20 protein-coding genes and 1 pseudogene are annotated in these 22,133 nt (G+C 70.8%); 2 read left to right on the forward strand and 19 right to left on the reverse strand.

All coding sequences use genetic code 11. The annotated features are described in order from the left end of the window. Positions 1-45 precede the first annotated feature (45 nt). The 3 genes from dnaG to dusB are packed head-to-tail and all read right to left on the reverse strand — an operon-like array spanning position 46 to position 4,485. Complete coding sequence (dnaG, locus tag MHO01S_RS02120) at positions 46-1,941, reverse strand: DNA primase (RefSeq protein WP_061781772.1); 1,896 nt, start codon at positions 1,939-1,941, stop codon at positions 46-48. Next, on the reverse strand, positions 1,941-3,329 hold the full coding sequence (locus tag MHO01S_RS02125; RefSeq protein WP_060958932.1) for a deoxyguanosinetriphosphate triphosphohydrolase: 1,389 nt from the start codon (positions 3,327-3,329) through the stop codon (positions 1,941-1,943). Before MHO01S_RS02125 ends, dnaG begins: the two co-directional genes overlap by 1 nt. Beyond that, positions 3,319-4,485: a tRNA dihydrouridine synthase DusB gene (gene dusB / locus MHO01S_RS02130; RefSeq protein ID WP_061781773.1), complete on the reverse strand. Its 1,167-nt coding sequence runs from the start codon at positions 4,483-4,485 to the stop codon at positions 3,319-3,321. The genes MHO01S_RS02125 and dusB overlap by 11 nt, the downstream gene beginning before the upstream one ends. Positions 4,486-4,547: 62 nt before the next feature. Here dusB and MHO01S_RS02135 point away from each other — a divergent pair. Next, positions 4,548-4,946 (forward strand): annotated as a pseudogene (locus tag MHO01S_RS02135) (glutathione peroxidase); the annotation flags it as partial. 184 nt (positions 4,947-5,130) lie between these two features. Here the strand turns inward: MHO01S_RS02135 and MHO01S_RS02140 are convergent. Genes MHO01S_RS02140 through recO form a run of 3 tightly spaced genes read right to left on the reverse strand, consistent with a single transcriptional unit; the run spans position 5,131 to position 7,366 of the window. Beyond that, positions 5,131-5,796, reverse strand: a complete 666-nt coding sequence (locus MHO01S_RS02140; protein WP_060958934.1) for a DsbA family oxidoreductase — start codon at positions 5,794-5,796, stop codon at positions 5,131-5,133. A 29-nt stretch (positions 5,797-5,825) separates the two neighbouring features. Next, complete coding sequence (locus MHO01S_RS02145) at positions 5,826-6,641, reverse strand: isoprenyl transferase (RefSeq protein WP_060958935.1); 816 nt, start codon at positions 6,639-6,641, stop codon at positions 5,826-5,828. Continuing rightward, positions 6,638-7,366, reverse strand: coding sequence for a DNA repair protein RecO (gene recO / locus MHO01S_RS02150; protein ID WP_060958936.1), 729 nt, complete (start codon positions 7,364-7,366; stop codon positions 6,638-6,640). The genes MHO01S_RS02145 and recO overlap by 4 nt, the downstream gene beginning before the upstream one ends. 55 nt (positions 7,367-7,421) lie before the next feature. On the opposite strand from recO, the gene MHO01S_RS02155 reads away from it, so the two are divergent. Then, the gene (locus tag MHO01S_RS02155; protein WP_060958937.1) at positions 7,422-8,108 is read left to right on the forward strand and encodes a trimeric intracellular cation channel family protein; all 687 of its coding nucleotides are present in this window, start codon (positions 7,422-7,424) and stop codon (positions 8,106-8,108) included. A gap of 147 nt (positions 8,109-8,255) precedes the next feature. On the opposite strand, the gene leuA is transcribed toward MHO01S_RS02155, so the two are convergent. The 13 genes from leuA to lepA all read right to left on the reverse strand — a co-directional run bounded on the left by leuA (position 8,256) and on the right by lepA (position 22,028). After that, positions 8,256-10,016 (reverse strand): 2-isopropylmalate synthase, encoded by a 1,761-nt coding sequence (gene leuA, locus MHO01S_RS02160; protein WP_060958938.1) that lies wholly within the window; start codon positions 10,014-10,016, stop codon positions 8,256-8,258. A gap of 162 nt (positions 10,017-10,178) precedes the next feature. Beyond that, the gene (locus MHO01S_RS02165) at positions 10,179-11,114 is read right to left on the reverse strand and encodes an NADP-dependent oxidoreductase (RefSeq protein ID WP_061781774.1); all 936 of its coding nucleotides are present in this window, start codon (positions 11,112-11,114) and stop codon (positions 10,179-10,181) included. A gap of 1 nt (position 11,115) precedes the next feature. After that, positions 11,116-12,024 (reverse strand): GTPase Era, encoded by a 909-nt coding sequence (gene era, locus MHO01S_RS02170; protein ID WP_060958940.1) that lies wholly within the window; start codon positions 12,022-12,024, stop codon positions 11,116-11,118. Then, a complete protein-coding gene (locus MHO01S_RS02175; protein WP_060958941.1) occupies positions 12,021-13,340 on the reverse strand; it encodes a hemolysin family protein in 1,320 nt (439 codons plus the stop codon). Before MHO01S_RS02175 ends, era begins: the two co-directional genes overlap by 4 nt. Further along, the gene (ybeY, locus tag MHO01S_RS02180; protein ID WP_060958942.1) at positions 13,337-13,804 is read right to left on the reverse strand and encodes an rRNA maturation RNase YbeY; all 468 of its coding nucleotides are present in this window, start codon (positions 13,802-13,804) and stop codon (positions 13,337-13,339) included. Before ybeY ends, MHO01S_RS02175 begins: the two co-directional genes overlap by 4 nt. Next, on the reverse strand, positions 13,801-14,949 hold the full coding sequence (locus tag MHO01S_RS02185; RefSeq protein WP_060958943.1) for a PhoH family protein: 1,149 nt from the start codon (positions 14,947-14,949) through the stop codon (positions 13,801-13,803). Before MHO01S_RS02185 ends, ybeY begins: the two co-directional genes overlap by 4 nt. Next, complete coding sequence (locus MHO01S_RS02190) at positions 14,900-15,247, reverse strand: HIT domain-containing protein (RefSeq protein WP_060958944.1); 348 nt, start codon at positions 15,245-15,247, stop codon at positions 14,900-14,902. The genes MHO01S_RS02185 and MHO01S_RS02190 overlap by 50 nt, the downstream gene beginning before the upstream one ends. Positions 15,248-15,270: 23 nt before the next feature. Next, the gene (locus MHO01S_RS02195) at positions 15,271-16,023 is read right to left on the reverse strand and encodes a 16S rRNA (uracil(1498)-N(3))-methyltransferase (RefSeq protein ID WP_061781775.1); all 753 of its coding nucleotides are present in this window, start codon (positions 16,021-16,023) and stop codon (positions 15,271-15,273) included. 1 nt (position 16,024) lies between these two features. Further along, complete coding sequence (gene dnaJ, locus MHO01S_RS02200; protein ID WP_060958946.1) at positions 16,025-17,137, reverse strand: molecular chaperone DnaJ; 1,113 nt, start codon at positions 17,135-17,137, stop codon at positions 16,025-16,027. A gap of 52 nt (positions 17,138-17,189) precedes the next feature. Beyond that, positions 17,190-18,227: a heat-inducible transcriptional repressor HrcA gene (gene hrcA / locus MHO01S_RS02205; protein WP_060958947.1), complete on the reverse strand. Its 1,038-nt coding sequence runs from the start codon at positions 18,225-18,227 to the stop codon at positions 17,190-17,192. Between the two features lie 58 nt (positions 18,228-18,285). Then, a complete protein-coding gene (hemW, locus tag MHO01S_RS02210; protein ID WP_061781776.1) occupies positions 18,286-19,503 on the reverse strand; it encodes a radical SAM family heme chaperone HemW in 1,218 nt (405 codons plus the stop codon). Next, positions 19,503-20,153, reverse strand: coding sequence for a DUF1990 domain-containing protein (locus MHO01S_RS02215; protein WP_060958949.1), 651 nt, complete (start codon positions 20,151-20,153; stop codon positions 19,503-19,505). The genes hemW and MHO01S_RS02215 overlap by 1 nt, the downstream gene beginning before the upstream one ends. A gap of 24 nt (positions 20,154-20,177) precedes the next feature. Beyond that, positions 20,178-22,028, reverse strand: a complete 1,851-nt coding sequence (gene lepA / locus MHO01S_RS02220) for a translation elongation factor 4 (protein ID WP_060958950.1) — start codon at positions 22,026-22,028, stop codon at positions 20,178-20,180. Positions 22,029-22,133: the final 105 nt, after the last annotated feature.

Below are 22,133 nucleotides of genomic sequence, written 5' to 3' on the forward strand. Positions count from 1 at the left end.
CCGGCGCCGTCGCGCCAGCGGGGCTCGCGCCGACGCCGCGCGGCGTCAGGACGCGTTGTCCGTCAGAGCCCGTCGGCGTGCGTCGAGCTCGCGCAGCGCGAGCCGCACGGTGCGACCCTGCTCCGACTCGGCGGGCAGACGTTGGATGGCGCCGAGCATCTCGCTCTTCTCACGATCGAGCGCTCGGATCCGCAGCCGGCGGGCGAGCGCGTGCGTGGATGCCGCGGCCTCCGCCTCCGTGAGAGCCGGGAAGTCGGCGGTGAGCAGTTCGACGGCCAGCGACCGGTACGGCTCTCGGACGGCCTCCACGGCCGTGGAGGCCCAACCGATCCGGGTGCGATCGGTGTGCGAGAGGAGCGCCTGGCGCACGGCATCCAGGGCCGGCACGGTCATCGGCAGCGCGAGGGCGGCATCGAGCTCGCCCCCGTCGACGAGGTGACCGTACTGCAGCACCCCCATCAGGGCGTCCCGCTCCAGCGCCGCGTCGGCCGAGCGCGGCAGCGTGCGCAGGCTCATCCGCAGCGCCGGCTCGCCCGCTGCCGAGGCGTCTGCCGACCGTTCACCGCGCGGCGTCGCGTCGGATGACGCCGCACCGCCGGTCCGTGCGTCGTCGCCGCGTCGCGCCGCCTCGCGGCCCGCCCGCTCGACCTCGCGTCGCACCGCCTCGGTGTCCATCCCGAGGCGGCGCGCGAGCACCCGGGTGTACTCGGGCTGCAGCAAGGGATCGCGCAGCTCCCCCACGACCGGCGCAGCGGCGCGGAGGGCGCCCACGCGTCCCTCCACACTCGACAGATCGAACCCCGCGAGTCGCTGGTCGATGACGAACTCGAACATCGGGACCTTGGTCTCCATGAGCGAGCGGACGGCGGCATCCCCGCGCTCGAGGCGCAGGTCGCACGGGTCGAGCCCCTGCGGGCCCGTCGCGACGTACGTCTGCGCGTTGAACCGCTTCGCGTCGGCGAAGGCCCGCAGTGCGGCCTTCTGGCCCGCCGCATCCGGGTCGAAGGTGAAGACGACCTCCCCGGCGGCCGAGTCGTCTCCCATGACCCGTCGGAGCACGGTGATGTGGTCGGAGCCGAACGCGGTGCCACACGTGGCGACGGCGGTCGTGACCCCGGCCAGATGGCAGGCCATGACGTCGGTGTAGCCCTCGACGACGACCACGCGGTGCGAGCGCGACACGTCCTTCTTCGCCAGGTCGAGCCCGTACAGCACCTGCGCCTTCTTGTAGATGGTCGTCTCAGGGGTGTTGAGGTACTTCGGCCCCTTGTCGTCCTCGTACAGCCGTCGCGCGCCGAAACCGATCGTCTGTCCCGTCACGTCGCGGATGGGCCACACGACGCGTCCGCGGAAGCGGTCGTACACGCCGCGCTGGCCCTGCGAGACGAGGCCCGCCGCCGACAGCTCCTCGTCGCTGAATCCCTGCCCGCGCATCGCGTCGCGGAGTTTGTCCCAGCCCTGGGGCGCGTACCCGACGCCGAAATGCGCGGCCGCGCCCGCATCGAACCCCCGCTCCCCGAGGAAGCGGCGCCCGGCATCGGCCTCGGGCGACGAGAGCTGGCCGCGGAACCACTCGGCGGCCGCCGCGTTGGCCTGGTACAGCCGCGTGCGTCCGCTGTTCTCGGGCGCGGCGCCGCCGTCCTCGTAATGCAGGGTGTAGCCGACGCGGGCGGCGAGGCGTTCGACCGCCTCCGTGAAGGACACGTGGTCCATCGCCCGCAGGAACGAGTAGACGTCGCCCGATTCCCCGCACCCGAAGCAGTGGTAGTAGCCGACCTGCGGTCGCACGTGGAAGCTCGGGCTGCGCTCGTCGTGGAACGGGCACAATCCCTTCAGTGACCCCACCCCGGCCGACTTCAGGGCGACCCGCTCACCGATCACGTCGCCGATGTTGATGCGGGCCTTCACCTCGTCGACGTCCGACTGTCGGATGCGCGCCATCAGTGCCCCTCGGCGGGCCAGAGTCCGGCGATCGGCTCCGGAAGGGCGAAGCCGCTGGGGGCGATCGTCCGGTCGTCGCCGGAGCGCAGTCCGAGCTCGCGCAGGTCGACGGGACCGATGAGGCGCGCGTGCCACTCGATCGCGAAGCGGTCCGTGAGGCTGGAGACCTGGTCGACGACGACGCGCTTGCGCGCGGCATCGGTGGATGCCGCGGCGAAATCCTCCGCGTGCAGGCGGTCCAGGTGCTCGGGGCGCTCCCACAGGGCGCTCGCGAGCCGCTTGAGCACGCGCCGCTGCTCCTTGTAGAGGCCGCGGCGGCCGTCGATCGTGACGACGAAGGCGCCGATGATGCCCTTGAGCACCGCCATCTCCGCCTCGATCACGCGCGGGACGATGACGCGCCCCCGGTAGCGCGTGAGCACCGGAACCGAGTAGTGCTCGCGGGTCGCGGTCGTCGCGGCGCGCGCGAAGCGGCCGATCAGGTCGGAGGTGAGGTTCTTCAGCCCGGCCAGCGCGGCGCGCGACCCGTCGAAGCCGGGCAGCCACTCGGGCATGCGGGTGAGCCGGTAGAGCGCGTCGGCGAGCTCGTCACGCGTGAACCCGAAGCCCACCCACGCCTGGATCGCCGTCAGCAGCGCCTCGTGCTCGCGGGCGTCGGCGAGGCGGGCCGGGTCGAGGTAGCCGTTGAGCACGGCGTCCTCGAAGTCGTGCACCGAGTAGGCGATGTCGTCGGAGAGGTCCATGACCTCCGCCTCGATGCAGCGCACCCTCCCCGGCGCGCCGAGGCGCATCCAGCGGAAGACGGCTTCGTCCTCGGGGTAGACGCCGAACTTCTCCCGGCCGCCGGGATCGGGCACACCGTGCTCCACCGTCCACGGGTACTTGCAGGTGGCGTCGAGGCTGGCGCGGGTCAGATTGAGACCGGCGCTCTGGCCCGCGGCATCCATCACCTTCGGCTCCAGGCGGGAGAGGATGCGCAGCGTCTGCGCGTTGCCCTCGAACCCGCCGATGTCCTCCGCCCAGTCGTTCAGCGCCCGTTCGCCGTTGTGCCCGAACGGAGGGTGCCCGATGTCGTGGCTCAGACACGCCGTGTCGACGACGTCGGGCGACAGCTCGAGGGCGATCGCGAGCTCGCGGCCCACCTGCGCCACCTCGAGCGAGTGCGTGAGACGGTTGCGGGCGAAGTCGGCGGGGCTGGCGGGGCTCAGCACCTGCGTCTTGGAGGCGAGGCGCCGCAGCGCCGCAGAATGCAGCACGCGGGCCCGATCGCGGGCGAAGCCGTCGCGCTGCGAACGGTGCTGTTCCGGGACGAAGCGTTCCGCGTCGTGATCGTCGTAGCCGGACGGGCGGCCGGAGGCGATGCCGACGCCGCTGCCGTCACCCGCCACTGGTGTCGACCTCCGCCTCGGCCAGCTCGCGCGCGGCGTCACCACTCATCTCGCGGCTGTGCAGCCACCCGTCGGGCAGGGCGGGCCGCTTGGGCGTGCCGGCGCGCCCGCGCTGGCCCTCCGCCGCCGCCCCCGGGTACGGGGCATCGAGATCGAGGGTGGCGATCAGGTCGTCGATCTCGGCGAGAGTCGACACCGTCGCCAGCTGGGCGCGGGTCTCGCCGCCGACGGGATAGCCCTTGAAGTACCAGGCGACGTGCTTGCGGATGTCGCGGCATCCGCGGCCCTCGTCCTCGAAGAACTCGACCAGCAGCTCCGCGTGACGGCGGAACGCGGCTGCGACGAACCCGAGTGTCGCGTCGACGGGCGCGCCGGCGGCGGCCCCCGGGCCCCCGAGGCCGCGGGCGAGGTCGCCGAACAGCCACGGGCGGCCGAGGCAGCCGCGGCCGACCACGACGCCGTCGCATCCCGTCTCGGCCATCATGCGCGCGGCGTCGGCCGCCGACCAGATGTCGCCGTTGCCGAGCACCGGGATGGACGTGACGGCCTGCTTGAGGGCGGTGATGGCCGACCAGTCGGCGTGGCCGGAGTAGAACTCCGCGGCGGTGCGGGCGTGCAGCGCGACGGCGGCGACACCGGCATCCTCGGCGATGCGTCCCGCATCGAGGAAGGTGAGGTGGTCTGCATCGATGCCCTTGCGCATCTTCACCGTCAGAGGCACATGGCCGGCGGCGCGCGCGGCGCGGGTGACGATCTCGCGGAAGAGCCCGAGCTTCCAGGGCAGCGCCGCTCCCCCGCCCTTGCGGGTCACCTTGGGAACCGGGCAGCCGAAGTTGAGGTCGATGTGGTCGGCGCGGTCCTCCTCGACGAGCAGGCGCACCGCTGCTTCCGTGGTGGCGGGATCGACGCCGTACAGCTGGATCGAGCGCGGCTTCTCCGACTCGTGGTGGGTGATCAGGCGCATGGTCGTCGCGTTGCGCTCGACGAGCGCGCGCGTCGTGATCATCTCGGAGACGTAGAGGCCGGCGCCGTACTCACGGCACAGTCGACGGAACGCCGTGTTGGTGATCCCCGCCATCGGCGCGAGGACGACCGGCGCGTCGAGCGCGATGGGCCCGATGCGCAACGCGGGGCCGGTGGAGACGGAGAGGGACATCCTGTCCATTCTCCCAGACTCCCGCGGTCACGAAGGCGGCGTACGGCCCTATCGTGGAGAACATGGCCGAGACACAGACGGTGGACATCCGCGACATCCCCTACACCGACGCGTCGGGCGTCGAGCACACGCTCTCCGAGTGGGGCGACAAGGCCGTGCTCGTCGTGAACGTCGCCTCCAAGTGCGGGCTCACGCCGCAGTACGAGCAGCTCGAGGAGCTCCAGCGCACCTACGGCGCGCGCGGCCTGCAGGTCGTCGGGTTCCCGTGCAACCAGTTCATGGGGCAGGAGCCCGGCTCGATGGAGGAGATCCTCGAGTACTGCGCGGTCACGTGGGGCGTGAGCTTCCCGATCATGGACAAGGTCCGTGTCAACGGATCGCACGCGGCACCGCTGTACAAGGCGCTGAAGAAGGCGAAGAACGCCGAAGGCGCGAAGGGTCCGGTCATGTGGAACTTCGAGAATCGAGGCGAGCCTGCCCGCCTGATCGTCGCGGGCGGGCGTTTCGACGCGCTGCGCTCGCTCAACGACCGCGTCGCGCCACGGCCTCCGGTCGTTGAGCGAGGCGCGCAGCGCCGAGTCGAAACGCAGCCGAGTCGAAACGCAGCGGCGAGTCGAAACGCAGCCGAGTCGAGACGCAGCCGCCTCAGGCGCCCTGCTTCTCCGTCCAGACCTGCCGTGCGATCTGCGCGAACGCGTCCGCCGGCTGTGCGCCGCTGACGCCGTACTTGCCGTCGATCACGAAGAACGGCACGCCCTGGATGCCGTAGGCCTGCGCCTGCGCCTGATCGGCGCGGACATCGGCGAGATGACGGCTCGACTCCAGCGCATCGCGCACCTCGTCGGCATCCAGCCCGATCTCGGACGCGAGCGCGACCAGGTCGTCGACCCGACCGACGTGCTTGCCCTCGGTGAAGTAGGCCGACATCAGACGCTCCGCCATCTCGTTCTGGCGGCCCTGCGCCTTCGCGAAGTGCAGCAGTTCGTGCGCCTTCACGGTGTTCGTGTGCTGCAGCAGGTCGAAACGGTACTCGAGGCCCGACCCCGCGGCGACCCCCGTCACCTGGTCGAGCATCTCGCGGACCCGCTCGCGCGGCATCCCCTTGTGCCCGGCGAGGAAGTCCAGCTCGTCGCCCTCGAAGTCCACCGGTGTGTCGGGTGAGAGCTCGAAGGAGTGGAAGGTCACCTCGACCTGGGGAGCGTCGGGATCGTCGGCGATCTGAGCCAGCCCGGTCTCGAGGTTGCGCTTGCCGATGTAGCACCACGGGCAGGCGATATCGCTCCACACGTCGATCGTGATCTTCTCCGTCATGCCTGGTGCAACTCCGTTCGCATCGCGGTCTATTCCGCGGAGTCGGCGGTCGGGGCGTCGACGGCGCCGCCGAAGCGGCGGCTGCGGCCGAGGTAGAGCTCGATGGCGCCCCAGAGATCGGTGCGCGAGAAGTCCGGCCACAGGGTGTCGAGGAACACCATCTCGGCGTAGGCGGACTCCCAGAGCAGGAAGTTCGAGGTGCGCTGTTCACCGCTGGAGCGCAGGAACAGGTCGACGTCGGGCATGTCGGGCACGTACAGGTGCCTGCGGAGGGTCTTCTCCGTGATGGCCGACGGCTTCAGGCGTCCCGCGGCGATCTGCTCCCCCATCGCCCGCATCGCGTCGACGATCTCGTGGCGGCCGCCGTAGTTGATGCACATCGTGAGCGTGAGGGTGTCGTTGCCCGCGGTCAGCTGCTCGGCGTACTGCAGCTCCTTGATGACCGAACCCCACAGGCGCGGCTTGCGTCCGGCCCAGCGGATGCGCACGCCCCACTCGTTGAGCTGGTCGCGGCGGCGGTGCAGCACGTCGCGGTTGTAGCCCATGAGGAAGCGCACCTCGTCGGGCGAGCGGGCCCAGTTCTCGGTCGAGAAGGCGTAGACGCTGAGGTGCTTCACCCCGGCCTGGATCGCGCCGGCGACCACGTCGAGCAGCACCTCCTCGCCCGCGCGGTGCCCCTCGATGCGCGTGAGCCCGCGCCGGTTCGCCCAGCGGCCGTTGCCGTCCATGACGATGGCGACATGGTTCGGCACACCGCCCTTCGGAAAGCGCGGTGGGTGGATGCCGGTCCAGTCGAGGGGACGGTACGGGACCGCATCGCGGTGCGTGTAGGGCTTGGGGCTCACCGGGGGGACTCCACGTGGGACAGGGATCGGATGCCGCGCTCGAGGTGCCACTGCGCGTAGGCTGCGACGAGACCGGAGGCCGACGCCGTGGCGGCGTGCGTCGCGGCATCCACGATGTCCCATTCTCCCGCGATCAGCGCGCGCAGCAGCACGCCCGTCTCGGGGCGCAGCCGTGCGGAGCCGGCCGGGGCACAGTCGCCGCACACCACGCCGCCGAGCTGGGCGACGAACCAGTCGTGCGGACCCACGGCGCCGCAGCGTGCGCAGTCGGTGAGCGCCGGCGCCCACCCCGACAGGGACATCGCGCGCAGGAGATACGAATCGAGCACCGAGCGCGCGGCGCGCCCGCCCTGCGAGAGCGTGCGGAGCCCGCCGACGAGCAGGAGGTACTGCTGCGGCGTCGCCTCCGCCTCGTTGAGACGGTCGGCCGTCTCGACCATGGCGTGGGCGGCGGTGTAGCTGTCGTAGTCGGCGACGATCGCGGCGCCGTAGGAGCCGAGCGACTCGGCCTGCTGCACGATGTCGAGCGAGCGCCCCTGGTACAGCTGCACGTCGGCGACCATGAACGGCTCGAGGCGGGCGCCGAACTTCGATGACGTGCGCCGCACACCCTTCGCGACCGCGCGCACCTTGCCGTGGCGACGGCTGAGCATCGTCACGATCCGGTCCGCTTCCCCGAGCTTGTGGGTCCGCAGGACCACGACCTCGTCGCGGTAGGTGGGCACCCCTCGATTATCCCCGTCGGCGCGGACATCGGGCGGTATTGGAGACAATGGACGGGTGACGGAGCAGCTGTTCGTGATCCCCCTCTGGGCCGACCTCCTCGCCGTGGGTCTCGGCGGCGTGCAGGGGGCGCTGTTCTCGTCGGGATTCGTCGGGCAGCGCCGGCTCGACCTGCTGGGCGTCGTCATCGTGGGCACCGTCATGGGCATGGGCGGCGGCATCATCCGCGACCTGCTGCTGAACGTCGAGCCCGCGACGCTGCAGAGCAACTGGTACCTCATCACGGCGGTCGGTGCGGCGCTGGTCGGCATGCTGCTGGCCAACATCTTCGAGCGCCTCAACGGCGTGATCGTCGCGTTGGATGCCGTGGTCATCGGGCTCTTCGGCGCGTTCGGCACCTCGAAGGCGCTGGCGCTGGGACTGCCCGTGGTGCCCGCCGTGTTCGTGGGTGTCTGCGCCGCGGTGGGCGGCGGCATCCTGCGCGACGTCATCATGGGGCTGCCGGTGGCGATCATGCACGTCGGCTCCCTCTACGCGGTCGCCGCGGCGGTCGGCTGCGCCATCCTCGCGTTCGCGCACGCCCTGGGCGCGCCGCTGGTCGCGGCAGCCGTCGCGTGCGTGATCGTGACGACGGTCATCCGGCTGCTCGCCGTGATCTTCGACATCTCGCTGCCCGAGCAGCGAGCCCTGTACCGCCGCAAGGTCGCGGTGGAGACCAGCGCGATCCCGATCATCCGGCCCTGAGGCGTTTCGACTCGCTGCGCTCGCTCAACGACCGGGGGTGGGCGTCGCTCAACGGCCGGGGGTGGTGGGCGTCGCTCAACGACCGGGGGCGGGAAGCCTCCCGGTCGTTGAGCGAGGAGCGCAGCGACGAGTCGAAACGCGGCGACCTCAGACCGCGGCCAGCGACGCCGAGCGCTCGCGGGTGCGGATCGCGCGGTTGACGCACGACACGATCGCCTTGAGGGATGCCGTGGAGATGTCGCCGTCGATGCCGACGCCCCACAGCCGCTCGCCGTCGACCTGCAGCTCGACGTACGAGGCGGCCTGCGCGTCGCCGCCGGCGCTGAGCGTGTGCTCGACGTAGTCGTACAGCGTCACCTCGAAGCCCTGCGCACGCACGACCTCGAGGAACGCGGACACCGGGCCGTTGCCGACGCCGCGGGTCGAGAAGGTCTCCTCGCCGTCGCGGAGGGTGACCTCCAGTGACACCTCGCCCGACATGTCGCTCTGCGTCCGGGTGGACAGCAGCTCGAAGCGGCCCCACTTCTCGTCCGCGTCACGGGCCGGCAGGTACTCATCGGTGAAGATGTCCCAGATCTGCGCGCTGGAGACCTCGCCGCCCTCGGCATCCGTCTTGGCCTGCACGACCCCGGAGAACTCGATCTGCAGCTTGCGGGGCAGATCCAGCGCGTGGTCGGTCTTCAGCAGGTACGCGACGCCGCCCTTGCCGGACTGCGAGTTGACGCGGATGACGGCCTCGTACGAGCGGCCCAGGTCCTTCGGGTCGATCGGCAGGTACGGCACCGCCCACTCGATCTCGTCGACGGTGACTCCGGATGCCGCGGCCCGCGCCTCCATCGCCTCGAAGCCCTTCTTGATGGCGTCCTGGTGCGAGCCGCTGAAGGCCGTGAACACGAGGTCGCCCGCCCAGGGGCTGCGCTCGTGGACGGGCAGCTGGTTGCAGTACTCCGCGGTGCGCTTGACCTGGTCGATGTCGCTGAAGTCGATCTGCGGGTCGATCCCCTGCGTCAGCATGTTGATGCCCAGGGCCACCAGGTCGACGTTGCCGGTGCGCTCCCCGTTGCCGAACAGGCACCCCTCGATACGGTCGGCGCCCGCCATGTAGCCGAGCTCGGCGGCGGCGATCGCCGTGCCGCGGTCGTTGTGCGGGTGCAGCGACAGGATGACGTTCTCGCGGTGCGCGAGGCGGCGGCTCATCCACTCGATCGAGTCGGCGTAGACGTTCGGCGTCGCCATCTCCACGGTCGCGGGCAGGTTGATGATGACCTTGCGCTCGGGCGTCGGTTCGAACACCTCGATGACCTGGTTGCAGATGTCGACGGCGAACTCGAGCTCCGTGCCGGTGTACGACTCGGGCGAGTACTCGTAGTAGACGGCCGTCTCGGGGATGCGCTTCTCGAACTCACGGCACAGGCGCGCCCCGTTCAGCGCGATGTCGATGATGCCCTGCTTGTCGCTGCGGAACACGACCTCGCGCTGCAGCACGCTCGTCGAGTTGTAGAGGTGCACGATCGCCTGCTTGGCGCCCGCGATGGCCTCGTAGGTGCGCTCGATGAGGTGTTCGCGCGCCTGGGTCAGCACCTGGATGGTGACGTCGTCGGGGATCCGGTCCTCTTCGATGAGCTGGCGCACGAAGTCGAAGTCCGTCTGGCTGGCGGAGGGGAAGCCGACCTCGATCTCCTTGTAGCCCATGCCGACGAGCAGCTCGAACATGATGAGCTTGCGCTCGGGGCTCATCGGGTCGATGAGCGCCTGGTTGCCGTCGCGCAGGTCGACGGCGCACCAGCGCGGCGCGGTCGTGATGCGGGCGTCGGGCCACGTGCGATCGGGCAGGTCGACACGGATCTGCTCGTGGAACGGACGGTACTTGTGGATCGGCATGCCGGACGGCTGCTGCGTGTTCTTCATGGGGTTCGCTTCTCTCGTCTGATGAGGGCGGGCCGCCGGCGGCAGGAAATGCCAAGCTCCGCGACGAGGAAGGCCCTAGAACGAGGTCTCGTCGCGGCGGCTAAGAAGGAGGCCGAACGCGCGCATGTCGACAGCGTACACCGCCACGCGAGGCGGTGCGACTCACGGGATCAGCGCCAGCGCTCCGCCGGGGTGTCCTTCCGCGAGCAGCGCGAGCGCAGCCGGCGCCTCGCTGAGCGGGAACGTCCGAGCCACCGGGACGACGAGCGTGTCGGCCTGCGCGGCCGCGACGAGCCCGGCGCGCGCCTCGTCGCGGAAGCGGGCGCTGTCCGGCAGGGCGCCGGCGATCCAGCGGAAGCCGTCCTGCCGGGCGCGCGCGGGATTCACGATCGTCACGATCCGATGCCGGTCGGAGACGACGGCGAGCGAGACGTCGATCGCCTCGTCGGTGCCGACGGCATCCAGCGCCGCGACGATCGGAACGTCGCCCGTGACGGCGGCCAGGCGCTCGGAGAGGCCGGGTCCGTAGACCACCGGCTCGCCGCCGAAGCGGCGCACGCGGTCGAACGAGGTCTCGGCTGCGGTGCCGATGACGTGGATGCCGCGCAGTGCGGCCAGTTGCAGCACGGCCACGCCCACGGCGCCCGAGGCGCCGTGCAGCAGGATCGTCTCCCCCGGCTTCGCCTCCACGACGTGCAGCATCTCGGCGGCGGTCGTGCCGGTGAGCAGGAGGTTCGCCGCCTCCGGGTGGGTCAGCGGCGACGGCTTGTGGAACGCCGTGGCGGCATCCACGGTCAGAGCCGTCGCGTAGCCGCCGGCGATCCGGAACGCGACGACCTCGTCGCCGATCGCGGCGGGCCCCGACCCGATCACCGTGTCGGGGCCGAGAGCGACGATCTCACCCGAGACCTCGTACCCGATCGCGACGGGCCAGGACTGACCGTTCTCGGCGGCGACGTGCTTCCCGTCGGCGGGGTTCACCCCGGCGGCGTGAACGCGGATCGTGACCTCGCCGGGGCCGGGAGCGGGCACCTCGACATCGGCGAACTCCCACGTCGCGGGCGTTCCGGCCCGGCGGGCGATCCACTGGCGCGCCACGTCAGAACCCCAGCCGTCCGAGCTGCTTGGGATCGCGCTGCCATTCCTTCGCGACGCGCACGTGCAGCTTCAGGAACACCTTCGTGCCGACGAGGGGTTCGATCTGCGCCCGCGCCCGCGCGCCGACGGCCGCCAGTCGCGACCCCTTGTGGCCGATGATGATCGCCTTCTGGCTGTCGCGCTCGACGACGAGGTTCGCGTAGATGTCGGTGAGCTCACCTTCGTCGCGGCGGGAGATGTCGTCGATGGTCACGGCGATCGAGTGCGGCAGTTCGTCACGCACGCCCTCCAGCGCCGCCTCGCGGATGATCTCCGCGATCCGGTCCTCGAGGGACTCGTCGGTGACCACCCCCTCCTCATAGAGCGCGGGGCCGGTCGGCATGAGCGTGAGCAGCTCGTCGGCGAGCACGTCGAGCTGTTCGTTCGCGACGGCCGACAGCGGGATCACGGCGTCCCAGTCCTCGCGCAGGCTGTCGACCTCCATGAGACGCTCGGTGATCTCGTCGCGGGAGGCGATGTCGGTCTTGGTGACGATGGCCACCTTCTTCGCCCGCGGGTAGCCGTCGAGGGATGCCGCGATACGGCGGTCGCCGGGGCCGACCTTCTCGGTCGCCGGAACGAGGAAGCCGATGGCGTCGACGTCGCCGAGTACCTGCTCCACGAGGTCGTTCAGGCGCTGTCCGAGCAGCGTGCGCGGCTTGTGGATGCCGGGGGTGTCGACGATCACCAGCTGGCCGGCCGGGCGGTTGACGATGCCGCGGATGGCCCGCCGGGTGGTCTGCGGCTTGTCGGAGGTGATGGCGACCTTCTCGCCCACGAGGGCGTTGGTGAGGGTGGACTTGCCCACGTTGGGCCGACCCACGAAGGTCACGAATCCCGATCGGGTGCGGTCGTCGGCGGGAGGGGTCATCGGCCGGCCTCTTCTCGTTCGGTGCGGCGTTCATCGCCCCAGGCGGCGTCGACGGCCCGGAGCCGGTCCGTGGCCTCGACGAAGACGGTGGCCAGACCCCGACCGCGGCCGCGCGAGGTGCCGCCGGTCAGTCGCAGGCCGGAGTACTCGGCGGTCGCGCCCGGAAGCGGCACCCGTCCGAGGAGCTTGCCGAGCAGACCGCCGATCGAGTCGACGTCGTCATCCTCGAGCTCGAGGCCGAACAGCTCCCCCACCTCGTCGAGGCCGAGGCGTGCGCTCACGCGGTAGCGTCCCGCGCCGAGCTCGACGACCTCGCTCGAGCGCGGGTCGTACTCGTCGGAGATTTCGCCGACCAGCTCCTCGATGAGGTCTTCCAGGGTGACGAGGCCGGAGACGCCGCCATACTCGTCCACGACGAGGCAGACGTGCACGGCATCCCGCTTCATCTGCTGCAGGAGGGTCTCGGCCTTCATCGATTCCGGCACGAACACGGCGGGGCGCGCGATCTGCGCGACGGGCGCGTCGCGCCACGCCGTCTCGTCGCGGTAGGCGAACTGCACCAGGTCCTTCAGATAGACCACGCCGGTGATGTCGTCGGCCTCGCCGTCCGCGACCGGGACGCGCGAGACGCCCTTGTCGAGGAACAGCTGCATGGCCTCCTGGGTCGTCGCGGCGGCATCCATCGTCACCATGTCGGTGCGCGGGACCATGACCTCGCGCACGAACGTGTCCGTGAACTCGAACACCGAGTGGATGAGTTCGCGGTCGTCCTCCTCGATGAGGTCCTGCGACGCGGCTTCGTCGACCATGCTCAGCAGCTGCTCCTCGCTGGCGAACGAGGTGCCGCGGTGGATGCCGGGCGTCACCCGGTTGCCGACGATGACGAGGAGGTGCGCGAGCGGGCCCAGCACGATGCGTGCGCCGCGTACGAGAGGCGCGCAGGCGTGGAGGAGTCCGCGGGCGTGCTGGCGACCGACGGCGCGGGGACTGGCGCCCACGAGGACGAACGAGACCACGGTCATCAGGATGGCCGCGGCCAGCATCGCCCACCAGATGCTGTCGAAGGCGAGGGTGAAGGCCACGGTGACCACCACCGCCGCCGTCGTCTCGGCCAGGATCCTGATGAACACGACCGCGTTGCCGTGCGCCTCGGGATCGGCGCCGATGCGCGCCAGCGCCACGCCGTTGCGACCGGTGACCGACATCTCCGCCAGGTCGGCGCGGGAGGTCACTCCGAGCGCGGCATCGAGGGCGGCCATCAAGCCCCCCAGCGCGACGAGGAGGGCGGCGGCGACCAGGAGGAGGATCTCGGTCATGCGCGTCGTCGGCGCTCGGACACGTGGAAGGCCGCGACGAGGTCGCGCTGGAGCCCGAACATCTCGCGCTCCTCCTCCTTCTCGGCGTGGTCGAATCCGAGCAGATGCAGCAGGCCGTGGGTGGTCAGCAGGATGAGCTCGTCCATCGTCGTGTGACCGGCGGCCTGGGCCTGCGTCTCGGCGACCTGCGGGCAGAGCACGATGTCGCCGAGCAGCCCGGGCGGCGTGGGCTGCTCCTGGGTGCCGGGACGCAGCTCGTCCATCGGGAAGCTGAGCACGTCGGTCGGCCCCGGCTCGTCCATCCACTGCACGTGCAGGGCTTCCATGGCGCCCTCGTCGACGAGCAGGATCGCCACGTCGGCGTCGGGGCTGACGTGCAGCTCCGCCAGGTTGTTCTCGGTGAGGCGCAGCAGCACCGTCTCGTCGATGTCGACGCCGGACTCGTTGGTGATCTCGATGGTCATGCGCGTCCTCGCTGGGTTCCTCGCGGCGGCAGGTGGTCTCGGGGGCCGCCGCCTCGGGTCTGGCCCCGCCGCTCGGCGCGGCTGGCGAACTCGGAGGCCTCGTCGCGTTCGCGTCGCGACGCGAGCCGCTGCTCGTCGTACACGCTGTACGCGTCGACGATGCGTCCGACGAGGCTGTGGCGGACGACGTCCTCGCTGGTCAGCAGCGAGAAATGGATGTCGTCGATGTCCTTCAGCACGCGGGTCACCAGCCGGAGTCCGGAGGCGCCCTGCGGCAGGTCGATCTGGGTGATGTCGCCGGTCACGACCATGCGCGTGCCGAAGCCCAGCCGGGTGAGGAACATCTTCATCTGCTCGGGCGTCGTGTTCTGCGCCTCGTCGAGCACGACGAACGAGTTGTTCAGGGTGCGCCCGCGCATGTACGCCAGCGGGGCGACCTCGATCGTCCCCGACGCCATGAGCTTGGGGACGATCTCCGGGTCCATCATCTCGTTGAGCGCGTCGTAGAGCGGTCGCAGGTACGGATCGATCTTGTCGGTCAGCGTGCCCGGGAGGAACCCGAGGCGTTCGCCGGCCTCGACGGCCGGTCGCGTCAGGATGATGCGGTCGACCTCCTTGCGCTGCAGCGCCTGCACGGCCTTCGCCATGGCGAGGTAGGTCTTGCCGGTACCGGCCGGGCCGATGCCGAACACGATGGTGTTCTCGTCGATCGCGTCCACGTACCGCTTCTGACCGAGCGTCTTCGGTCGTATCGTGCGGCCGCGCGAGCTGAGGATCGCCTCGCCCAGCACCTCGGACGGCCGTTCGCCCGTGTCGGCGCGGAGGATCCGCTCCGACGTGCGCACGTCGGCGGGCTCCAGGCCCTGGCCCGCCCGCGCCATGGCGATCAGCTCGTCGACGAGTGCGCGCGCCCGGGCCACGACATCCCGATCTCCGCTGAGGGTGATCTCGTTGCCCCGTACGTGCACCTCGACATCCGGGTGCTCACGCTCGACGACCCGCAGCAGGCGATCCTGCGGTCCGAGCAGCTGCACCATCGCGATGCCGTCGGCGAGGATCCGCTCGACGGCCGCGCCCTGTTCGCTGTCGGCGGGTTCAGCCACCGAGGCTCCCTTCGTCGAGTCCACCGGCGAGGACGTGGGCATGCACGTGGAACACCGTCTGCCCCGCGCCGGAGCCGGTGTTGAAGATCAGACGGAAGTCGCCGTCGGCGTGCTCGGCGGCGAGCGTGTGGGCGAGGCCCACCATCTCGCTGAGCAGAGCGGGGTCGGATGCCGCGAGCTCGACCACGTCGCGGTGCGCGGCGGACTTGGGGATGACCAGCAGATGCACGGGCGCCTGCGGTGCGATGTCGCGGATCACGAACACGTTCTCGGTCTCGGCGAGGATCTCGGCCGGGATCTCCCCCTGCAGGATGCGCGTGAAGATGGACGGTTCGCTCATACTCCGAGTGTAGTCAGCGCCCGTCACCAGCGGCCGAGCCGGGCGTTGACGATGGCCAGGGCGGCGGGCCCGGCCGTCGAGGTGCGCAGCACCGTATCGCCGAGGCGCACGGCGATCGCGCCGGCCTCCGTGAGCTCGGCGATCTCCTCCGCGCTGACCCCGCCTTCCGGGCCGACCACGAGCACGACCTCCGCGACGTCGTCGAGCGCAACGGCGGTGAGCGCGGTGCGGGCGGTCGGCTCCAGCACGAGCACGCGCGCCCGGTCTGCGCGCGCGGCCAGTTCGCGCGTCGTGAGCACGGCGCCGACGGTGGGGGTCCAGGCGCGGTGCGCCTGCTTCGCCGCCTCGCGCACGATGCTCTGCCAGCGGCCGACGCCCTTGACGGCCTTTTCGCCCGTCCAGCGGGAGATGCTGCGTGCCGCCTGCCACGGGACGACCTCGTCGATGCCGAGCTCGGTGGCCGCCTGCACCGCGAGCTCGTCGCGGTCCCCCTTCGCGAGGGCCTGGGCGAGGACGATGCGGGGGGTCGCGGCCGCCTGGTGAGACCGCGACGTCACCGACACCACGACCCGCTTGGGGGCGGAGGCGGTGACGACGCCGGTCAGCCAGACGCCCCGGCCGTCGCCGACGGTCACCTCCTCGCCGATGCGCACGCGCCGCACGACGGCGGCGTGATGCGCCTCCGCGCCCGTGATGACGACCTCGTCGCCGGCGTCGGCGGTCGACACGTCGGCACCGTCGACCGATGGCTCATCGACGAGGAAGTGGAGCGCCATGTCAGCCGCGGAACCGGTCGCGGAGCTTGGAGAACATGCCCTGGTGGAACTGCGCCAGCCGGGGGGCGGGAGCCTTGGTCCGCTTGGCGAAGTCCTCGATGAGGGCGCGTTCCTTGGCGTCGAGCTTCGTGGGCGTGACGACCTGCACGCCGACGCGCAGGTCGCCGCGCGTGCCGCCGCGCAGCGGCGTGATGCCGCGACCCTTGACGGTGAGCACATCGCCGGACTGCACCCCCGATCGGACCTCCAGGTCGACGTCGCCGTCGAGCGAGGAGATCGTGGTGCGGGTACCCAGGATCGCGTCCGGCATCGACACCTCCAGCGTGGCGAGCAGATCGTCGCCTTCGCGGCTGAAGACCTCGTGGTTCGCGACGGTGACCTCGAGATAGAGGTCGCCGTTGGGTCCGCCCGCGGGACCGACCTCGCCGGACCCGGGCAGCTGCAGGCGCAGGCCGGTCTCGACGCCGCCGGGGATGTCGACCGACACCGTGCGGCGCGCGCGCACCCGGCCCTGCCCCTGGCACGTGGCGCACGGGTAGGGGATCGTCGTGCCGTAGCCCTGGCACGTGGTGCACGGCTGCGACGTGACCACGTTGCCGAGCAGGCTGCGCACCGTCCGCTGCACCTGGCCGGAGCCGTGGCAGATGTCGCAGGTGGTCGGCTGCGTGCCGGGCTGGCAGCACGAGCCCTGGCAGGTGTCACAGAGCACCGCGGTGTCGACCTCGATGTCGCGGTGCGTGCCGAAGACCACGTCGGCGAGATCGAGCGTGACGCGCACGAGCGCGTCCTGGCCCCGCTCCCGGCGCGATCGGGGTCGTCCGGTCCGGGCTCCGCCGCCGCCGAAGAAGGTCTCGAAGATGTCGCCGAAGCCGCCGAAGCCGGCGCCCGCTCCCCCGCCGAAGGGCGAGCCGTCGCCGCCCATGTCGTAGCGCTGACGCTGCTCGGGGTCGCTCAGCACGTCGTAGGCGTGCGTGACGAGCTTGAACCGCTCGGACGCATCGGCGCCCGGGTTCACGTCGGGGTGCAGCTCGCGCGCCAGACGCCGGTACGCCTTCTTGATCTCCTCGGGGCTCGCGTCACGGGAGACGCCCAGGACTTCGTAGTGGTCGGCCACAATCGCCTTTCCTGCCCTCTCGGGCGCGGGTGGGTGTTCGGGAGCGGATCGCTCAGCGGGACGCGTCGTCCTCGTCGAGGAGCCGGCTCAGATAGTGCGCGACGGCGCGGACCGCCGCGAGGTTGGTGGGATAGTCCATGCGCGTCGGACCGAGCAGGCCGACGCGGGCGCGGGTTCCGGTCGTGTCGTAGTCGCTCGTCAGGACCGAGGCCTCCGTCAGACCGAACGCCGCGTTCTCGCGCCCGATGCTCGCGGCGAGACCGTGTTCGTCGGCGACCATCTCCCCCATCAGCCGCAGGAGCGTGACCTGCTCCTCGATGGCCTCGAGGAGCGGATAGATGCTGCCGCGGAAATCGCTCTCACGTCGGGCGAGGGTCGCGCTGCCGGCCATGACCAACCGATCCTGGCGGAAGTCGTCGAGCTCCTCGCCGACGATCCGGGCGACGACCCGCAGCGCGTCGTCGATGCGGGTTCCGGCGGGCACGGATGCCGCGAGCTCCGCGATCGCGGCGGCGGCGTCTCCGACGGGCTTCCCGGTCACGAGTTGGGCGATCGCGGTCTTCACCTGTGCGGCGGACTGCTCGCTCAGCTCTTCCGCGAGGAAGGCGACCCGCTGCGAGACGCGCCCCGTGTCGGTGACCACGATGACGACCACCCGCGCGCCTCCGAGGTGGACGAACTCGACGTGCGAGACGTTCGCCCGCGCGAACGAGGGGTACTGGACGATCGCGACCTGTCCGGTGAGCTGGGTGAGGGCGCGCACCGTCCGCATCAGCAGATCGTCGAGATCGCCCGGGTCGCTGAGGAAGGACGAGATCGCCGAGCGCTGCGCGCCCGAGAGGGGACGCAGCTCCGCGAGGTGGTCGACGAAGACGCGGTAGCCCTTGTCGGTCGGCACGCGCCCCGACGAGGTGTGCGGCGCCGCGATGAGCTCTTCGTCTTCGAGCAGCGCCATGTCGTTTCGGATCGTGGCCGCGGAGACCCCGAACTGGTGTCGTTCGACGATCGCCTTGCTCCCGACCGGCTCGTGCGTGTCGACGTAGTCCTGCACGATCGCGCGGAGGACCTGCAGGCCGCGTTCCGAGACCATCACTCCTCCTCGTTGGCACTCCGGGTTGTCGAGTGCCAATCCTACCGCGTGCGCCGCCTCAGACGGTGAGGGCGCGGACCACGGCGTCGGCGAGAAGGCGTCCCCGCCGCGTGAGCACCACACGTCCGCGCACCGCGGCGGCGCCGTCGATGAGGCCGTCGGCGATCAGGGCGGCGATGGCGTGACGGCCCTCGCCGGTGAGATCCGAGACGGCGATCCCCTCCGCGATGCGCGAGCGCAGGAGCACGTCTTCGAGCCGGCGCGCCGCGGCATCCGGGCGCTCGCGCGCCGCCGCGGGCGACTCGTCGGCGGCCAGGCGCTGCGCGTACGCGGCCGGATGCTTGACGTTCCACCAGCGCAGCCCGCCCACGTGGCTGTGCGCCCCCGGGCCGTAGCCCCACCAGTCGGTGCCCCGCCAGTAGGCTAGGTTGTGCCGGGAGCGCTGCTGCGGGCTGCGCGCCCAGTTCGACACCTCGTACCAGTCGTAACCGGCGGCGGCGAAAGCCTCGTCCGCCAGCTCGTACATGTCGGCCTGCAGGTCGTCGTCGGGGGCCGCGACATCGCCGCGGCGGATCTGCCGCGCCAGTTTGGTGCCCTCTTCGATGATGAGCGCGTATGCGGAGATGTGGTCGGGCTCGAGCCCGACGGCCGTCTCGACAGAGCGTCGCCAGTCGTCGAGCGACTCCCCCGGCGCGCCGTAGATGAGGTCGACGCTGACGTCGAGACCGGCGGTGCGCGCCGCCTCGACGGCGGTGCGCACGCCTGCCGGGTCGTGCGTGCGGTCGAGCACCGCGAGCACGTGCGGCACGGCGGACTGCATGCCGATCGACATCCGCGTCACTCCGGCGGCGGCCAGCTCGCGCGCGAGGGCATCCGTGACGGTGTCGGGATTGGCCTCGACGGTGACCTCCGCGCCGTCGGCAAGGCCGAAGCCGGTGCGGACGCCGTCGAGCATGCGGGCGAGGTCGCCCCCGGGCAGCAGGGTGGGGGTGCCCCCGCCGAAGAAGACGGTGGATGCCGCCCGCAGCGGCCCCCGCGCGCTCAGCACCTCCCGCGACAGCGCGATCTCGCGCAGGACCTCGTCGGCGTAGGCGTCTTGCCGTGCCCCGCGCAGCTCGCCGGCCGTATAGGTGTTGAAGTCGCAGTAGCCGCAGCGGACACGGCAGAAGGGCACGTGCAGGTAGACCCCGAAGTCACGATCGGGGTCGATCACGATGTCGGGGGGCAGGGCGCCGTCGGAGGGCGCGGGATCGCCGAGAGGGAGGGCGGATCCCATCAGGCGGGGGTCGTGTACATCGGGGAGATGGCGCGCAGATAGCCCCGGAAGAGCTCGCGGCGGCGGCGCTTGAGCAGGGGCGGGATCAGTCGGTACAGCGCCGAGACCGGGCGGTCGAAGGCGCGCACCGTGAAGCGCACCTCGTCGTTGTCGGCCCACGTCACGACGAAGGACTCCTCACCGCTGACGACCGAGCCGCCCACGGTGCCGAGCGCGAAACCGACCCGACGGGGCTCCTCGATCGCGTAGATGACCCGCAGCTCGCCGTCGGCGCTCATGCGCTTGACGTGACCGTGGACGCGGATCGTGGTGCCCGCGGCCACGTACGGTGTGCCGTCCGCATCGAAGCGCTGGTCGGCCTCGAGGCGGCTCGCGACCGTGGGCGTGCCGTCGATGTCGTAGCCGACGCCCGTGTACATCGGGCCTGCCGCCGGGCGTACATCGCTGATCTGCAGTCCGGCGCCGCGCAGGGCCGACCACGACAGGAGGGCCTCCGCGGACGACTCGAAGCGAGCCTGTCCGCTGCCCAGCAGCAGCGAGTCCTCGGCCGGGACACTGTTCTCCGGCGGGTAGCTCATGAGGTCGTGCGCCTGCGTCGCACCGACCGCGGCGTAGTCGACGGTGTCGTCCTGAAAGCTTCCGCGACGCATGGTCTCCAGCCTAACGGGGGCGTCCTACTTCTTGTCCTTGCCCTCGACGTCGCCCGAGAGGGCGGCGATGAAGGCCTCCTGGGGCACCTCGACGCGACCGACCATCTTCATGCGCTTCTTGCCCTCCTTCTGCTTCTCGAGCAGTTTGCGCTTACGCGTGATGTCGCCGCCGTAGCACTTCGCGAGCACGTCCTTGCGGATGGCGCGGATGTTCTCGCGGGCGATGATGCGGGCGCCGATCGCGGCCTGGATCGGCACCTCGAACTGCTGACGCGGGATGAGCTTGCGCAGGCGCTCGGTCATGAGGGTGCCGTAGGCATAGGCCTTCTCGCGGTGCACGATCGAGCTGAAGGCATCCACCTTCTCGCCCTGCAGCAGGATGTCGACCTTCACGAGGTCGGCCTCCTGGGAGCCCGCCGGCTCGTAGTCGAGGCTCGCGTAGCCCTGCGTCTTCGACTTCAGCTGGTCGAAGAAGTCGAACACGATCTCGCCGAGCGGCATGTTGTAGCGCAGCTCGACGCGGTCCTCGGAGAGGTAGTCCATGCCCAGCAGCGTTCCGCGGCGCTGCTGGCACAGCTCCATCACCGTGCCGACGTAATCCTTGGGCAGCAGGATGCCGACCTTCACGACGGGCTCGGACACCGACGCGACGCGGCCGTCGGGGTACTCGCTGGGGTTGGTGACCACGACGTGCTCGCCGGTGTCGGTCGTGACCTCATACGTCACCGACGGCGCGGTGGTGATGAGGTCGAGGTCGAACTCGCGCGAGAGGCGCTCGGTGATGATCTCGAGGTGCAGCAGACCGAGGAATCCGCACCGGAAGCCGAAGCCGAGCGCCACCGAGGTCTCCGGCTCGTACTGCAGCGAGGCGTCGGACAGCTTCAGCTTGTCGAGCGCTTCGCGCAGATCCGCGTAGTCGCTGCCGTCGATGGGGTAGACGCCGCTGAACACCATCGGCTTCGGGTCGGTGTATCCGGCCAGGGCCGTCGTCGCCGGCTTGCGATGGTTGGTGATCGTGTCGCCGACCTTCGACTGGCGCACGTCCTTCACGCCGGTGATGAGATAGCCGACCTCGCCGACACCGAGCCCGCGCGTCGGCACGGGTTCGGGGCTGGACACACCGATCTCCAGCAGGTCGTGCGTCGCGCGCGTCGACATCATCTGGATGCGCTCTCGCGGCTCCAGCTTGCCGTCGACCATGCGCACATAGGTGACGACGCCGCGGTAGGCGTCGTACACGGAGTCGAAGATCATCGCCCGTGCCGGAGCCGACGCGTCGCCGACGGGCGCCGGGATGCGCTCGACGATGCGGTCGAGGAGCTCTTCGACGCCCATGCCGGTCTTGCCCGATACGCGCAGCACGTCGTCGGGTGAGCCGCCGATGAGGTTGGCGAGCTCCGCGGCGTACTTCTCCGGGTCGGCGGCGGGGAGGTCGATCTTGTTGAGCACGGGGATGATCTGCAGATCGTTCTCGAGCGCGAGATAGAGGTTCGCGAGCGTCTGCGCCTCGATGCCCTGAGCGGCGTCCACCAGGAGGATGGCGCCCTCGCAGGCCGCCAGCGACCGGGAGACCTCGTAGGTGAAGTCGACGTGACCCGGGGTGTCGATCATGTTGAGGGCGAAGGTGCCGTCCGAGGTCGCCCACGGCATCCGCACGGCCTGCGACTTGATCGTGATGCCGCGCTCGCGCTCGATGTCCATGCGGTCGAGGTACTGCGCGCGCATGTCGCGGTCGGACACGACGCCCGTGATCTGCAGCATGCGGTCGGCCAGCGTCGACTTGCCGTGGTCGATGTGGGCGATGATGCAGAAATTGCGGATCAGCTCTGGAGGGGTCGCAGACGGCTCGAGAGGCTTCAGGGCGCGCGGTGACATGTCCCGAGCAGTCTACCGGCGTCGCCGCGTCGCGCCCGCCCGCGGCGGCGGCACCCTATCCGACGGCGACGGCGGCGCGCCAGAGAACCGGCCGATGAGAAAGAG

This window comes from Microbacterium hominis NBRC 15708 (assembly GCF_001592125.1).
Lineage (GTDB): Bacteria > Actinomycetota > Actinomycetes > Actinomycetales > Microbacteriaceae > Microbacterium > Microbacterium hominis.